This is a genomic window from Formosa algae (assembly GCF_001439665.1).
Lineage (GTDB): Bacteria > Bacteroidota > Bacteroidia > Flavobacteriales > Flavobacteriaceae > Formosa > Formosa algae.
Genome location: NZ_LMAK01000013.1, coordinates 1 through 15,340 on the forward strand (window position 1 = coordinate 1; position 15,340 = coordinate 15,340).

At 32.1% G+C, this 15,340-nt stretch carries 14 protein-coding genes and 1 tRNA gene; 6 read left to right on the forward strand and 9 right to left on the reverse strand.

Annotated elements, in window-relative coordinates:
- Positions 1–189: 189 nt before the first annotated feature.
- The 5 genes from AST99_RS04625 to AST99_RS04645 all read right to left on the reverse strand — a co-directional run bounded on the left by AST99_RS04625 (position 190) and on the right by AST99_RS04645 (position 5,551).
- The gene (locus AST99_RS04625; RefSeq protein WP_057779675.1) at positions 190–1,101 is read right to left on the reverse strand and encodes a DUF6371 domain-containing protein; all 912 of its coding nucleotides are present in this window, start codon (positions 1,099–1,101) and stop codon (positions 190–192) included.
- Positions 1,102–2,655, reverse strand: a complete 1,554-nt coding sequence (locus AST99_RS04630) for a DNA primase family protein (protein WP_057779676.1) — start codon at positions 2,653–2,655, stop codon at positions 1,102–1,104.
- On the reverse strand, positions 2,655–3,002 hold the full coding sequence (locus tag AST99_RS18420; protein WP_057779678.1) for a helix-turn-helix domain-containing protein: 348 nt from the start codon (positions 3,000–3,002) through the stop codon (positions 2,655–2,657). Before AST99_RS18420 ends, AST99_RS04630 begins: the two co-directional genes overlap by 1 nt.
- A 96-nt stretch (positions 3,003–3,098) precedes the next feature.
- Positions 3,099–4,235, reverse strand: coding sequence for a hypothetical protein (locus AST99_RS04640; RefSeq protein ID WP_057779680.1), 1,137 nt, complete (start codon positions 4,233–4,235; stop codon positions 3,099–3,101).
- 65 nt (positions 4,236–4,300) lie between these two features.
- Positions 4,301–5,551: a tyrosine-type recombinase/integrase gene (locus AST99_RS04645; RefSeq protein ID WP_057779682.1), complete on the reverse strand. Its 1,251-nt coding sequence runs from the start codon at positions 5,549–5,551 to the stop codon at positions 4,301–4,303.
- 718 nt (positions 5,552–6,269) lie between these two features.
- Here AST99_RS04645 and AST99_RS04650 point away from each other — a divergent pair.
- From AST99_RS04650 to AST99_RS04665, 4 genes are all read left to right on the forward strand, one after another.
- Positions 6,270–7,055, forward strand: a complete 786-nt coding sequence (locus AST99_RS04650; protein ID WP_057779684.1) for a YHYH protein — start codon at positions 6,270–6,272, stop codon at positions 7,053–7,055.
- 3 nt (positions 7,056–7,058) lie between these two features.
- A complete protein-coding gene (locus tag AST99_RS04655; protein ID WP_057779686.1) occupies positions 7,059–7,676 on the forward strand; it encodes a toxin-antitoxin system YwqK family antitoxin in 618 nt (205 codons plus the stop codon).
- On the forward strand, positions 7,645–8,337 hold the full coding sequence (locus AST99_RS04660; protein WP_057779688.1) for an SCO family protein: 693 nt from the start codon (positions 7,645–7,647) through the stop codon (positions 8,335–8,337). Before AST99_RS04655 ends, AST99_RS04660 begins: the two co-directional genes overlap by 32 nt.
- Positions 8,338–8,814: 477 nt before the next feature.
- Positions 8,815–9,756, forward strand: a complete 942-nt coding sequence (locus tag AST99_RS04665) for a T9SS type A sorting domain-containing protein (protein WP_083495598.1) — start codon at positions 8,815–8,817, stop codon at positions 9,754–9,756.
- 103 nt (positions 9,757–9,859) lie between these two features.
- Here the strand turns inward: AST99_RS04665 and AST99_RS04670 are convergent, their stop codons facing one another.
- The 4 genes from AST99_RS04670 to proS all read right to left on the reverse strand — a co-directional run bounded on the left by AST99_RS04670 (position 9,860) and on the right by proS (position 12,605).
- Entirely contained in the window at positions 9,860–10,291 is a 432-nt protein-coding gene (locus AST99_RS04670; protein ID WP_157486298.1) for a hypothetical protein, read from the reverse strand.
- A 313-nt stretch (positions 10,292–10,604) separates the two neighbouring features.
- Entirely contained in the window at positions 10,605–10,856 is a 252-nt protein-coding gene (gene rpsT / locus AST99_RS04675) for a 30S ribosomal protein S20 (RefSeq protein ID WP_057779809.1), read from the reverse strand.
- A 25-nt stretch (positions 10,857–10,881) separates the two neighbouring features.
- Positions 10,882–10,953: transfer RNA gene (locus AST99_RS04680), tRNA-Glu, on the reverse strand.
- A 173-nt stretch (positions 10,954–11,126) separates the two neighbouring features.
- Positions 11,127–12,605, reverse strand: coding sequence for a proline--tRNA ligase (proS, locus tag AST99_RS04685; RefSeq protein ID WP_057779694.1), 1,479 nt, complete (start codon positions 12,603–12,605; stop codon positions 11,127–11,129).
- Between the two features lie 102 nt (positions 12,606–12,707).
- Between proS and AST99_RS04690 the strand changes: the two genes are divergently transcribed.
- Together AST99_RS04690 and AST99_RS04695 are read left to right on the forward strand one after the other, a co-directional pair.
- Positions 12,708–13,766, forward strand: a complete 1,059-nt coding sequence (locus AST99_RS04690) for a hypothetical protein (protein WP_232301577.1) — start codon at positions 12,708–12,710, stop codon at positions 13,764–13,766.
- 26 nt (positions 13,767–13,792) lie between these two features.
- Positions 13,793–15,316 carry an OmpP1/FadL family transporter gene (locus AST99_RS04695; RefSeq protein WP_057779698.1) on the forward strand — a complete coding sequence of 508 codons (1,524 nt, stop codon included), beginning with the start codon at positions 13,793–13,795 and terminating at the stop codon, positions 15,314–15,316.
- The last annotated feature ends 24 nt before the right edge of the window (positions 15,317–15,340 follow it).

The window sequence follows — 15,340 nt, forward strand, 5'->3', positions numbered from 1 at the left end:
ATATAAAGCTATAGTGTTATAAGAATACAAGAGTACATTGGTATAAATCTATTTCGATATAATGTTATAAATGTATAAAAGCATATAGTTATAAAAATATTTGGATATAAATGTATTCGAAAAATAAAACAAGAGTAAAACACATATCTTGCTTTATTATTTCTCGGAAACCCAATTTATTCAAAATAATTAAGGTTTAATTTTGATTAAATAATCAGCTAAATCCAACCCCATGTCTTTTTCCTTTTCAGTAGCATAATCTCTCAATAAAGTAGACGTTCTAAAAGTTGCTAAATTTGTAAATGTTGGAATCTTATCATTCCAAATGTCATAACATTTCAAATCTGGAAATAAAATCACACTCCTACCCTTTAAGCATTTTGTTTTTGAAGCATTCAAATTATTTACACTCCCACAGGCAAGCCAAATAAATTCCGGCAAATAAATACTAGATATTACAGCTGTTTTTTCACTCTCAACAATAGCAACAGGCTTGTTCTTATCTTCAACCAATAAATGTTCACCAAAATAACATTGATCAAGATTAAAGTCTTTCAGTTTTAAAACGCTATGAACCCAATTGATATGATTGAATGGTTTTTTTTCTCTTTTACCACTTTTAGGATTATAGAGCATAATTTTTCCGCTCCTTACTCTTCTTTCTTTATCCAATTGCCAAAATACTGTAGCTCCACTCCAATATTTTGATGTACCAATATTGTATTTTTCTTTTAAAAAATTAGCCGTTTCCATATCCCAAAGACTTGCTAAATAGTCAATAAAATAATTCTTTCCAGACATACTTTTCTGCATAATATCAATAGCTATAAAACTAGTTTTCAGTTTCGATTTTTTATCACCGATTCCTTTAGACTTAAAACTTATAGCAGATGAAATATTGTTATCTTGAAAATATTCCCTAGGTTTATAGTGATAGCCACATTTTAGCATCCTATTACAACAACCAACTAATTCATTTAAATAAGCATTACTTTCAGTATCTACATATTTAGTGAACACATTCTTCTTACCACATTTAGGGCAACAAAAACGAGTTTTCATTCCTTTATATGGTTCTAATTGATATCTAAACATTTTCATTTAATTAGATATATTTTTAGTTATAAAAAGAGGAAACCCATAGCTTTTGCGATTACCCAATTTATATCCCATTGCCTTTAATCTTTTTGAAAAATTCTGATTAGAAAAAACTGTATAATGATTCATTTTGCAATAATCCACATATTCAATATAAACACTCTTAAGTGGACTTGTTTTATCAAAAGAAATAGAATACCCTTCTTCTTCCAAGAACATTAAAACACTATCACTTTCTTTTTTATATTGTAAAACTTCTTCTTCTACAATCTTACTTTGAGTAAAATCTTTATTTTTCAATAATCGCGTTAAGCCATTCAAAACCCAATTAAAAACACCTGACAACTCTGTTTTTATGATTCTTTTCGAAAGATCCTTGTCTTGTCTTTCGGGAGGAATAGTAACTCTAAAAGGTAAAATTAGAAGTCTCCTAAAATAAGCATTTGTATTCTCTGCCTTTCCTGGTAACTCATTACAGTTGAACATAAGCCTTGCATAGTCCGTCATAATCTGAATGTCTTTATAAAGAAATCTAGCTTCTACAGGTTCTCCTGACACTAATTGTTTAAAAATACTGCTTTCAAGCTTCCCATTAATTTCACTTGAATAATTAAGTAATTTACCCCCTAATTGTGCTCTAGAATTTCCTTGATCGTCAGTTAACCTATTTAATGAAAAATTTGTAACATTTTGACTACCTAATAAAGCCATCATTATCTCAAATAAAACACTTTTACCATTTGCTCCAGCACCATACAAAAGCAACACCTTTTCTAGTTTTAAAACATTGTTTTTCACAAAAATATAACCTAAATATTCTGCTAAAATATCTTGTAATTCTTGTTCTGGTAACACTTCATTTAAAAACATTTGAAACTGCGGTGCATTTGCCTCACTTTTAAAATCAAATGGTAGTTGATGGGTAAGAAAATCGGACTTTCTAAACTCTCTTAAAATTTGCCTTGTAGGTGTTATTTCAAAAGTTCCGTTATTCAAATTCACAAGTGTCGTACTTCCATTACTTTCAACTTCTTTTAAGCGTGCATCTGATAAAAACTGTTTATACAAATCTTCTTTAAATAGATGATGTTTAGCATCAAATTTATCAACTCCCATTTTCAAAGCAACATCTCCTAAAAAATCTTTAAAATCAACTACGCTTATAACTTCCCAATACTCAGAATTATACAAATAAATAAACTTGTTTTTTCTACAAAGACTATAGTCGACTTTATTTACTAATTCCAATAATATTTCTACGCAAGCAACTAAAAAATGCTTTTTTCGAAGTTTATTTTCTTCACAATAGACACTAAAAGCAACAAGCTCTATACCTTCAAGTATTTCTTTTAAAATACTATCTGCTTGATTATTCTTCAATACTTGAAGATCACTAGCTGTCTTATTTAAAAGAGTTTCAGTTTCTTTAAGAATCTCATCTAATAAGGGTTTCCGCTCCTCTATAAGATCATTACTTATAATATTAGTTTCTTCCCTTAAATTAAAATTATTACCTTGTGACTGCGAATTCTCAAGGTTGTTGTAGTGATTTTTCATTACTTCAACCTTTTATTTTTATTAGTTAAAAAGTCATCAGTATCAGAATGAATTTCTTTAAGTGTTTTTTGCTTTCCTTCTTTAATCCATTCAATAATTTCAGACTTAAAGAAAAAAAGACGTCCGTTTTTTTTGTAGTGCGGAATTTGGTTTTTTTGACAGTAACCATAAAGGGTCTTTTTTGTGTACCCTGTTATTAAAGAGATTTCATCAATATTCTTAGGGTCTTCCTCTTCTTGTTCTTGTTTGGTTTTTTCCCAATGGTGTAAATAGTTTAAAATTTTAATGTTTGAGTGTTTAATCTCAATAACATCCAGTTGAGTTTGTGTAAAAGGAGGTACTTCCATAGTAGTAATTTTATACGTTTCTACCACAATGGTATCAGATTATTACCTTTCTAGAAACTGAATAGCCTTTACCTTTTATGTTTTAACCTTTAGAACCTATAATTTACCTTTCGGCTTATCTTTCGTTAGTATTTGGTTATTGGTTTCGTGCCATTTTGGTAAATCCTTATCTACTGAAAAACCTTTAAAAGCATTATTCATTATGTCAAAATACTTTCTACTTAAATTTTTCTTGTCGTATTCTAAATCAAAACAATTTTCATAAAATCTTCGAAATACACTTCTAACATCTTTTTTGTCTTTACTAAAGGGAACATTAAAGGATTGTTGTATTGGTTTTTTGTTTATAAAAGTAGATTCAATAAAAATTAATAGTTTTTGTTGGTCTAAATAAAAGGTTCCCTTTTTGTTAGGCTCTATTAATACGCTAAAAAAATCATATACATACTCTATGCTTACCTTAGGGATAAGTTTGTTTTGCATTTTTAGAATATCATCTTTTATTACTTTTGCTTTATTTGTGTTAGTGAAAACCTCTCCACTTGAATACTTTTTGAATATAGGTAGGAATAGTTCATTTTGAGTAAAAATAATACTCCAAGCTTTATAAAGATACCCTTCAATTAAACCATCCGTTAAGTCGTATTTGATGTTGTAATTTTCATTTTCAAAATCAAACCCCGTAATTACAGTTGAAACTGGCGCATTTGAATGATTATTTGTTATAAATCTAAAAATTATATGAGCGGCCTCTTCTTTGCTGTTGTCGAATAGCAAATATGGTTTTACAATAACATTCAAGAACTGATTGTAGCCTGATTTAAAATTACTTGCATATCTTTTGAAATAGGGAGTTAGAGATGAGAGATATATGTATTGATTATTTAAGTTGTGTTGGTCTTTTAATTCTAGAAGTGTACCGATCTTCGCCCATAAGTTTACTCTATTATGCAAAGCACCTTCGATTAAGAAAGAGCAGTGGTTTATTATAGTGTTTTCATTTGGTCTATCGTGACTGGTATACTCTTTCCACTCGTCTGTCCTGTACATTCCTTTAAAAGTATCTGTATAAGACTTTTTTATAATATCGTCAACATTACGTTTCGCTAATAAATATTCATGCGTATAGCCAAAATCTACAATTCTTTCGCAATTTACATCTTGCCATTTTGAAGTGTTTTTACTTGTTCTAACTTCTTCTAAAAGGTTGTCATTAATTAATACGTCTTTCATTCTATCTTATGTGAAATTCATGTAGTAAGTGTAGTAAATGCAGTTCTAAAAACAAATATTTTTTTTTAGAAGTCGAGTAAAGAATCAGCAAATTCCTTTTTTGCTTCATCTTCAAAGCCAGCGAAATAATTTTTTGTAACATTAAGATCACTATGATTTAAAGCTTCGCTAATGAATTCCATTGTTACTCCTTTACGAATTGAATTCGTTGCAAAAGAATGACGTGCCCAATAAAAACTACAATCTAATGGTAGATTGTTTGCTTTCGCAATTCTCTTTATGTGATCGTTTATGTAGCGATTGAAGTTTTTTATTTTTTTGTACTGAGTATTGATATCGTCTTCTTTACTTATTATATTAAAGACAAACCCATTTTTGTTTTCATTACCGTACTTTTCTATAATTTTAGCTGTAAAGTCAGTTAGGTAAATAGTGATTTCTGTTTTTTCTGAGGACTTGTCGAAAGTTTTTGCTCTATAATATTTAAACTTATTGTCATCAATATCTGAATATTTGAGTAATGCAATATCTTTTAAATTCATTCCATTGCAAGCATAGCTAAAAAACCAGAAGTCTTTGGCTTCTTCCTCTTTATTGTTTTCAACCTTAGATTCATATAATGCTTTAAGCTGAATACTGTTAAGTGCTTTCTTAACTTTTTTGGTACGTGGAATTTTGTATTTGTTTTTTCCAAAAGGATATATGTCATTGCTAATATCGTTCTGCTCTATAGCATTATTAAAAACTGCTCGAAGTGTTCTTGTGTAAATTCCTATGGTAGTATAGCTTTTACCTTTGTTAATCATGAATTTCTCATAAGCTTTTAGCCATTCCACTGTAATTTCATTAAATGTTAATTTTTCAATGTTACATTTATTAATTAGCTCGCTAAAATTAGCTAAAGAATTAAGAGTATATCTATAACTTTCTGCTGTACCAATTTTATCTATATTTTTATTTTTTTCAATTGCTAGATTGAAATAGTACTTAATGTTGTTTTTATCTGTGGATTTGCGAAAAAGCTTTGTTTCAAATTTAGAAAAGTCAAAAACAGACATCGCTTGAGCTTCGTCATTAGCTCTTTTTTCTATAGCTCTTAGCTTTAATTCTATTTCTTTGTTTGTACCTCTTAAGTTTTTGTTTTCAGGGTTTAGCCAAATTGTTTCAAACTCTTTTTCAGTTAAATCAATTCCTGTGGTGAAGTATCGTACCGTTTTTTTGTTATCGTGCTTGTTGTAAACTCTAATTTTAACTGAAAATTTGCCATTTTCCTTTACTCGTCTTGTTTCGTGGTAAATTGAGATGTTGTAAGCCATATTTATTATTTGAAACAAAGATAATTGTATTCACACAATATTCACACTTTTTACGGTATTAAACAGTAATGTAAGGATAGTTAAAATATGGTTTATTTGTGTTAGGTCTTTGTTTTGTTGGGGTTTTTGTGTTTTTTGGTAAAGAACAGGTAATAAACAAAAGTATATCGTCTTGATTACGGCTCAAGAGGTTACTGGTTTGAATCCAGTCGAGGTCACTAGTGTTTATAAGGGTTTCAAGCAATTGAAACCCTTTTTTTATTCTGCTTTTCACGCTTTTTCACCTCCTCTATACTATCATTATCGTCGTTCTACATCAAAAAATTTATATCACTAAACCGCATTCATTTTTTTTCAGCTAACAATACACCATATTAATAATTAGTCTGTATCGCTGTTTTATATAAGATTAAAAACAACTTAATCTACAGTATAGTAGTTTTAAGTTTAGTCATTTCGATTTTATACATACACTATTTTTAGATTAAAAAATAGGACTTTAGTCAGTTCTCGTTTTCCTACTGACTGAATATATCATGCCATCTACTTAAAATCTAATACTGTAAGTAGATTTAATTAATTTACAATGTATAAAAAGAGTAGTTTTATCGTTAGAATATCAGAACCTGACCATAATTACAGCACAAGACAACTCTAATACAGACTCTTAAAAATAAATTAACCCCACTAATATAATACCCTTCTAAAACAAAAACACATGAAAAAAACAATCGCAACATTTATATTAACAACATTAGCCATTTCATTATTTATGGCTTGCTCTAGTGATGATTCTACTACAAGTAGCGACGATTCTAGCACTAGTGACGACACTACAACGCAAGATGACGATGACGACGACACCGTAACAGAACTACACGCCGCATTTGCCGCATTTAATTCTGAAGCCACTACAATTTACCTAGACGGATCTAATGTTGTTATAGAAACAACAGGTTTACCCGATCACGAAACAGTATATTGGGGAGAAGGAAACACCCTTTATATAGAAGAGCCAGATGTAGCAATAACGCCTTCTATTATGTCTAGCAACAATAATGCAGTAACTATTACTGTTGATGCGACTCCAGATTTAACAGGAAACACGGTAGACACAGAATTAAATACGATTGGTATTGCTGTTAGCGGAGCATCAATCTTTAATGATCAAGAAGGTGCTGGCGATTTAGACGAGGCTGCAGCATCTTTAGACTGGACAGGTGCACATATTGGTCCTGGCGTATATCACTATCATTTAGAACCCATAGCGTTTACAGATGATGACGATAGTTTAGCAGGGATTTTATTAGATGGTGTATTTCTGTACGGAAGACAATGTTATTCTACTGGAACGTATCCTACAGATTTAGATGAATCTGGAGGACACACCTCTGAGACACAATATACAGATGGTGAGGAAGAATACCATTACCACATTATAAACGAAATATACTCTACAACAGGATCGTATTTAGCATTTGCTGGTCCGTTTCAAGGTTATTAATTAATGAAAGCACTTATCGTCATAATATATGTTTCTTTATTCATTCTTATAGGTTGTAATAACACGACAACGCATAAGAATGTAGACGTAACTGAAGTCATTATTGAGATTAACAATATTGAAGTTTTGAAAGATGATTTGGTACTTAACCAAATAGAAGGGAGATGGTATTACAAAGACAAACCTTATTTTGGTTATTCAGTTAAATACCACTCAAATGACACGCTAGCAGAACGATTAGGCTTTGTTAATGGCAAAAGAGAAGGCGTAGCCAGAAAATGGTCGGATAAAGGTGTACTTCGTATTGAGTCGTATTACAAACACAACCGTTTAGATCTTGCATATAAAACATGGTGGGATAATGGTGTATTGTCTTCAGAAACTTACTATGAAAACGGCGTAAAACAAGGTGTTCAAAAGGAATGGTATCCTAATGGACAATTAGCCAAACAAAGACAACTCGTTAACGGAAAAGAAAATGGTTTACAACAGGCGTGGTTAAAAAACGGAACCCTATATGTAAATTACGAAGCCAAAAACGGGCGTATTTTTGGAATGAAAAGAGCAAATTCATGTTATAAACTAGAAGATGAAGTTATTAAAAGAGATAAAAAAATATAGCCCAGTATTAATTATAATACTTGTACTAAGTACAAGCTGTAAGAATGAGCCAAAAAAAGAAGATATTAAAACTACTGAAACTAGCAGAGTAGATTATCTTCCGTATTATGAAGACGAATCATTCACACCACATTGGATTACCCCCGGAACTACAGAAGAACAAAAATTTCATAAAATTCCAGATTTCAAATTAATAAATCAATTGGGAGATACTGTCACCCAAGCTACTTTTGAAAACAAGATATACATCACCGATTTTTTCTTTACCACTTGCCCAGGTATCTGTCCAAAATTAGCTGAAAGCATGCTTAAAGTACAAGAAGAATTTAAAGATGATCCCGAAGTACTTTTACTGTCACATTCTGTAATGCCAACAACAGATTCTGTGCCGGTATTAAACGCCTATGCTAAATCTCATAACGTTATCGATAACAAATGGCATTTAGTAACTGGAGACAAGACAGAAATATATGCTCTAGGTAGAGAACAATATTTTGTTGAAAATGATTTGGGGGAACCTAAAAGCTTGGACGATTTCTTACATACAGAAAACTTCTTACTTATTGATAAAAACAAACATATTAGAGGTATTTACAACGGATTAAATAGAGCTTCAGTAGCCCAATTAATTATAGATATAAACGCATTGAAAACAGAATAAATTTATAGTAGCTCTTTTTTAATATAGCTGCCGCTCTAAGATTATTTTTATAACGCGTATAGCATTTAGTAATATAGACTAAATGATATACGCGTTCTGCTTTTTTAAAATAACTCCTTAAGCTCAGGTATTACTTTATAATTCTTAAACTTCACCTATAATACCTAAAATTTATTATCTGAATTAAATATTTAAAATAGTAAGCAAAAAAACCGACAAACATAACAAACTATAAATAAACAACTTAGCATTTACCTAAGGCAAACCCTTACCACGACCAATTTCATAAGATTTATTAATTAATTATTAGTATATCACCATAACGCATCTTATATAATTAATTTAAACAACAAAACACTTAATAATTGCGATTATGAAAACAAATTAACAAACGAATGATTTTTTTCATTACATTTGGTTAACCAGATTGGTAATCCAATCAAAAACATTAATAATAACTAAATAAAACTAAACATCATGAAACAAACTTTACTTTCATTATGCCTATTGGCATCATTTTCTGCATTCGCGCAAGACCCAGTTGTACAAAACGGGCAATTCGACCAAATCCCTAAAGCTGAAGGCTCTAGCGATTGTGCTTGTTCGCATTGGATTAATAAAGACTTGGGAGATCAAGGAGAAACATCTTCAACCGGTGTTGAGGATCCAAATAAGGCACTCAAATTTGATAATTTTGAGTCTGATTTAATTTATCAAGAAGTAGCTGTATTACCAAATACAGAATATAAATTAACATATTCTGCAAGAGTTGATGATGACGTAGATCCAGACGCAACTCCAACAACATTAGAAATACGCATACTTAAGGGATCTGGTTACGAAGAAGGATATGAGATAACATATTACACAGACGCTACAATTAAGCCTACATCTGGTTTTGGATATACCGACATTACAAGTGTTGAAAATGACGACAACAACATTGCTTTCACAACTTTAGTTCATCCAGGAGAAGATAGCTATAGTGAATACGAATTAACCTTTAATAGTGGAGACGAAACAAGTATTGCAATATTTGCGAGAGGAACAGGACGCCCTACTACTCCACCAGACGATGCTAGCGATAGCAGACCTTGGACATGGTCTTCAGGTGAAGATGAAGCATTTTTAGATTATTTAACTTTGACAAATGAAACTTTATCTGTAAGTGATAACGTATTTGCTTCCGGATTAAAAGTATATCCTAACCCAGCAAATTCTGAAATTAATATAAAATCAGAAAATAATATTCAAATTCAATCTGTTCAATTATATAACGTTTTAGGATCAAGAGTACTGTCTACAACAGAATTAACTAATAACCGTTTAGATGTATCAGCAATAACATCTGGTATCTATATTCTTAAAGTAAATGCAGAAAACAATGGCTCTATTAGTAAGCGTATTGTTATAGAATAAAACAATTTAAAGTACCTTTAAACTAAAAACTCAGCTTATTTCTAAGCTGAGTTTTTTTTTGTTTTAACTAAAGTGTTTAAAATGTAATTAAATATTATTAGTATTATTCTACTAATAGACTTTCTAATGCTTCCAATTTAGCAGCATCTCCATCAATATCGAAGGTTTCTGTTTTCTTAAACAATGTAGTAATCCATCCTGCAGCAGCACCGGCAACAGTTCCTATTGCAATAACTTCTGGATCTCCAGCAATAAAACCAACCCCTGCTCCAAGAACAGCTCCTGTTACCACATTAGTCCATCCTGAATATTTGGTTTTAATAGAACCAATATCATTTATTGGAACATCTATAGTTTCCCCTCTTTTCACCAATTGAAGTGAAGTATCTGAAATAGATACAATATGTCCTTTATTAATTTTTTTTCCTTGTGCATCGTAAACTCTAACAAAAACATTTGTATCTTCAAATGAAGTATTCTGAGCACACACATTAAGACTTAGAATAAGAGTCAATATAAAAATTAGATTTTTCATAATATAAATAGTTCTAAAGAATTTGTTTTGGCTAAGATATCAAAAGAAATTCCGAAACTCAAGCAAAATTTGCAGTTTATCGTAATAATTAGTGTTTTTATCGATGCAACATCCTAAATCTTAAATAATAGGAGACAAATAAGAACTTCTGCAGCTCTATTTATGGAACGCCATAAACCTCTACACATTTCTAATACGTATCAGTATCACTAATACTAGTAAAACACTAAAACGATACATTAAAATATATAACGCACAAAAAAAGCCCTACATTTCTGTAGAGCTTCTTGTTATTATATAACTGAAGTAATTCTTATAAAGCAGCGATATGCTTTGTTAAACCAGATTTAAGGTTTGCAGCTTTATTAGCATGAATTACATTCTTCTTAGCTAATTTATCGATCATAGAAACTACGTCAGAGTATAAAGCTTGTGCTTCCTCTTTGGTTTCAGCGTCACGTAACTTCTTAATAGCATTACGAGTCGTTTTATGCTGATATCTATTTCTTAAACGTTTAGCTTCGTTACTTCTAATTCTTTTTAACGATGACTTATGATTTGCCATTTGATCTTTTCTTATTAAATGATTGTAGCCCGTAGGGGAATCGAACCCCTCTTACCAGGATGAAAACCTGGCGTCCTAGCCGATAGACGAACGGGCCATTATTTTTTTTTGAGTGTGCAAATATAAAATTTAATTTTAATTTGCAAAACATTTTTTCAAAAAACTTTCAATGTGATTTTTTATTTAATATTTATCCCATTGCGGGTGCAAATATACAACCTTTTTTGAATGTTGCAACAACAAATGAAAGTTTTTTGAAAAAAAATTAAATTAATAGGCTTTAGCGAATAACACTCGACGTGTAGAGGGTTTTCCACTAAATACACAAACGCCTTCTTCTTCTACAGAATTTTCTGGAATACAGCGTATTGTAGCTTTAGTAATATCTTTTATTTTATCTTCAGTCTCTGTTGTACCGTCCCAATGCGCAGAAATAAAACCTCCAGTTTTTTCTAAAGTATCTTTAAATTCCTCAAAAGTATTAACTTCTGTAGTATGAGATGCTCTAAAATCGAATGCCTTTTTATATAAAGTATTTTGTATTTCTGTCATTAACCCTTCTACAATACCTGTAAGCAAGTCTAAAGACACAACTTCTTTAGTCAATGTATCTCGTCTGGCTAGCTCCACAGTTCCGTTCTCAAGATCTTTTGGCCCTATAGCAATACGCAAAGGCACACCTTGTAACTCATGTTGAGCAAACTTAGCGCCTGGTCTGTATGTTGTACGGTTATCATACTTAACAGATATATTCTTAGCTCTTAAATCACTTATAATTAAATTCGCAATTTTAGAAATCTCATCAAATTGTTCATCTGTCTTATATATAGGAACAATTACAACTTGGTGAGGTGCTAAGTTTGGAGGTAATACTAAACCATGATCGTCACTATGTGTCATTATTAGCGCCCCCATTAAACGTGTAGACACTCCCCAAGACGTAGCCCAAACATAATCTTGCTTTCCTTCTTTAGATGTAAATTTAACATCGAAGGCCTTTGCAAAATTTTGCCCTAAGAAATGAGACGTTCCGGCTTGCAATGCTTTACCGTCTTGCATTAAGGCTTCAATACAATAGGTATCGTCTGCTCCTGCAAAACGCTCACTCTCTGTTTTAAGTCCTTTTACAACAGGTATTGCCATAAAGTTTTCTACAAAGGTAGCATACACATTATTCATTAATTCTGCTTCTGCAATGGCTTCGGCCTTAGTTTCGTGTGCAGTATGTCCTTCTTGCCATAAGAATTCGGCTGTACGTAAAAACAGACGGGTACGCATTTCCCAACGCACAACATTAGCCCATTGATTTATTAATAAAGGTAAATCTCTGTAAGATTGAACCCAACCTTTAAACGTATTCCAAATTATAGCTTCACTTGTTGGTCTAACTACAAGCTCCTCTTCTAATTTTGCTTCTGGATCTACACGTAATTTTCCAGGTTTATCAGGATCATTTTGCAATCTATAATGTGTAACCACTGCACACTCTTTAGCAAAGCCTTCTGCATTTTTCTCTTCGGCTTCAAATAGACTCTTTGGCACAAATAATGGAAAGTATGCATTTTGATGCCCTGTTTCTTTAAACATACGGTCTAATTCAGCTTGCATCTTTTCCCAAATAGCATATCCGTAAGGTTTTATCACCATACATCCTCTAACTGCCGAATTTTCAGCGAGATCTGCTTTTACTACTAATTCGTTATACCACTTTGAGTAGTCTTCTGCCCTGCTTGTAAGTTTTTTGCTCATATTGTTAAATTTGGCATAAATATTGCCACTATGTTAAATACATTAAATAGTTACGCAAAACTAACTATTTTTGTTATGTTCAACAATAAATTTAATCCTGATATGAGATATAAAGATATTCTAAAACAAAATTCACTTTTCTTTACAATGCTTTCTAGCTTACTTATACTCTCATCTTGTGTAAGTTCGCAGGATTACGCACAACAAAGTAACGATGGAATATATGGTTCTTCTACTAGCAACACTGTTGTATATGAAGACCATTACGACACTGCAGATAATGTATACTATAAGAACTACTTTAAAGAGAAATCTCAAGAGATAGAGCTTTACAATGCAGAAGCAGAGCAAGATTCAATATTCACAGATGTAGATAGTTACCAAAGCAACACCTATACAGAAGAAGTTTACGACGACACCTACGACAACCAAAGCGATTACAATGGTAATGGCGGTTGGGGTCAAGAAACGAATGGTGTGACTGTGACTATATATAATGATCCGTTTATGTATGGCGGATTTGGCTACGGCTATCCTTATAACGGGTATGGTTGGGGTTACGCTGGATGGAACAGACCTTACTACGGTTGGGGCTGGGGTGGCGGATATTACCCACCTTATTACGGAGGTTGGGGCTACGGCGGAGGCTGGGCCTTTGGTTGGGGATATCCTAGTCATTACTATGGACGCCCTGGTGGACATATGAACAACAGATATTATATGAATGGTCGTAGAGGTAATAACCTAGGCTACAGCAGAGGTCTTGCTTACAATTCTAATAACATATATTTAAATAGCAACCGCTATAGTAGATCTACTTCTAACACAAGTAGTAGCAGGTACCAAAATTTAAGTAGAAACAGTCAATCAACATCTAGAAGTTCTAATAGTAACACAACAACACGTTCTTATAGAACAACTCGAAATTCTACAAATTATAATAGAAAACGACCTACAACCACAAGCAATACAAGATCTTCTAGTACCAGAAGTAGCAGTACTAATAGATCAAACAATACGACAACACGTTCATCGTCGTCTTCAAGAAGAAGTTACTCTACTCCTAGCAGAACATCTACTAGTAGTAGCAGTAGTAGATCATCGTATTCTGGAAGTCCAGGATCATCATCTGGAGGTAGATCTTCAAGAGGAGGTAGATAATACATTAAAACATAGATTTTATTATAATGAAATTTAAAACGATAGTTTTCTTATTAGCAGGCATTTTAACGGTGCCTGCTTTTTATGCTCAAGACATAACAGATGCAGTTAGATATTCGCAAGACGAAATTGTTGGTTCTGCAAGATATAGAGGGTTAAGTGGAGCCTTTGGTGCTTTAGGTGGTGATTTATCTGCTGCCAGTCTAAACCCTGCTGGATCTGCGGTTTTTACTTCTAGCTTTATGTCCTTCTCATTAACGAACTTAAATATTAAAAACGAAACAGCTTATTACGACGGATTAGATTCTAACAAAGATTCGTACACAGAATTTACACAAATAGGAACGGCTTTTGTATTTCATAACCCAAATTCTAGTGGTTCTTTTCAAAAATTCACTTTAGGATTTACTTATGATAAAACTCGAGACTTTAAAGAAGATTGGGCGGCGCATGGAGAAGGTTCAAATTCTATCTCAAATTATTTTCTAGCATATGCTCAAGGTAAACCTTTAGAAGAAATTTCGGCTTTGCAAAACGAATCGTTGTCTCGCGCTTATTCTGAAATAGGTCAGGTATACGGATCAGGAAATCAACAAGCATTTTTAGGTTACGAGTCTTATATTATAGAACCGGTTAATTCTACAAATGAAAATACCGAGTATTACTCTAATATCTCGCCTGGAACATTCAATCAGAACTATATATATTCTGCCACAGGGTACAACGGAAAAATTGCTGTAAACTTAGCAACTCAAGTCAACGACAAATTATACTTAGGACTTAATTTAAATACACATTTTATAAATTATGACCGCTTAACGTATTTCACAGAATCTAATTCTAATATCGATTCTGTAGTTAGAGATGTTAATTTTGAAAACAGATTATCTACCATTGGGGGTGGATTTTCTTTTCAGCTAGGGACAATTTATAAAGCTACTGAAAGTCTAAGATTAGGTTTAACCTACAACTCTCCTACTTGGTATACTATTGAAGAAGAAACCTCTCAGTATTTAAAAACAACACGAGTTGATAATGGCGCAAGTATCGATCAGGTTATTAACCCAAATGTGGTTAATGTATTCCCAAGTTACGAGTTACAAACTCCAGGAAAGTATTTAGGAAGTATTGCTTATGTATTTGGTACAAGTGGCTTAATTAGTTTTGATTATTCTTTTAAAGATTATGGAAGCATAAAGTTTAGACCGAAAAATGACATCTACTTTAACGAGCAAAACACCATTATTAGCGATGCTTTAAAAGGAGCATCAGCGTTTAATATTGGTGGAGAATACAGAATAAAACAATTGAGTCTTCGAGGTGGATATCGTTTTGAAGAAAGTCCATATAAAAACGGCGAAACTATTGGAGATCTAACAGGCTATTCTGTAGGATTAGGATATCGTTTTGGAGGAACGACTTTTGATGTTACATTCGATCAATATCAACGTGAATCAGAATACCAATTGTACAGTGTAGGACTTACAGATTCGGCGGCACTAGACACTAGAGTATCTAACATCACCTTTTCTTTAAGTTTTACTTTATAAAACTCATCTTAAAACATTTATAAG

Excerpts from the sequence above, each read along its gene's own strand:
- AST99_RS04625 (WP_057779675.1), bottom strand. The coding sequence starts at position 1,101 with ATGAAAATGTTTAGATATCAATTAGAACCATATAAAGGAATGAAAACT.
- AST99_RS04665 (WP_083495598.1), top strand. The coding sequence starts at position 8,815 with ATGAAACAAACTTTACTTTCATTATGCCTATTGGCATCATTTTCTGCA.
- AST99_RS04690 (WP_232301577.1), top strand. The coding sequence starts at position 12,708 with ATGAGATATAAAGATATTCTAAAACAAAATTCACTTTTCTTTACAATG.
- AST99_RS04670 (WP_157486298.1), bottom strand. The coding sequence starts at position 10,291 with ATGAAAAATCTAATTTTTATATTGACTCTTATTCTAAGTCTTAATGTG.
- AST99_RS04660 (WP_057779688.1), top strand. The coding sequence starts at position 7,645 with ATGAAGTTATTAAAAGAGATAAAAAAATATAGCCCAGTATTAATTATA.
- proS (WP_057779694.1), bottom strand. The coding sequence starts at position 12,605 with ATGAGCAAAAAACTTACAAGCAGGGCAGAAGACTACTCAAAGTGGTAT.
- AST99_RS04650 (WP_057779684.1), top strand. The coding sequence starts at position 6,270 with ATGAAAAAAACAATCGCAACATTTATATTAACAACATTAGCCATTTCA.
- AST99_RS04695 (WP_057779698.1), top strand. The coding sequence starts at position 13,793 with ATGAAATTTAAAACGATAGTTTTCTTATTAGCAGGCATTTTAACGGTG.
- AST99_RS04645 (WP_057779682.1), bottom strand. The coding sequence starts at position 5,551 with ATGGCTTACAACATCTCAATTTACCACGAAACAAGACGAGTAAAGGAA.
- AST99_RS18420 (WP_057779678.1), bottom strand. The coding sequence starts at position 3,002 with ATGGAAGTACCTCCTTTTACACAAACTCAACTGGATGTTATTGAGATT.
- AST99_RS04655 (WP_057779686.1), top strand. The coding sequence starts at position 7,059 with ATGAAAGCACTTATCGTCATAATATATGTTTCTTTATTCATTCTTATA.
- AST99_RS04640 (WP_057779680.1), bottom strand. The coding sequence starts at position 4,235 with ATGAAAGACGTATTAATTAATGACAACCTTTTAGAAGAAGTTAGAACA.
- AST99_RS04630 (WP_057779676.1), bottom strand. The coding sequence starts at position 2,655 with ATGAAAAATCACTACAACAACCTTGAGAATTCGCAGTCACAAGGTAAT.
- rpsT (WP_057779809.1), bottom strand. The coding sequence starts at position 10,856 with ATGGCAAATCATAAGTCATCGTTAAAAAGAATTAGAAGTAACGAAGCT.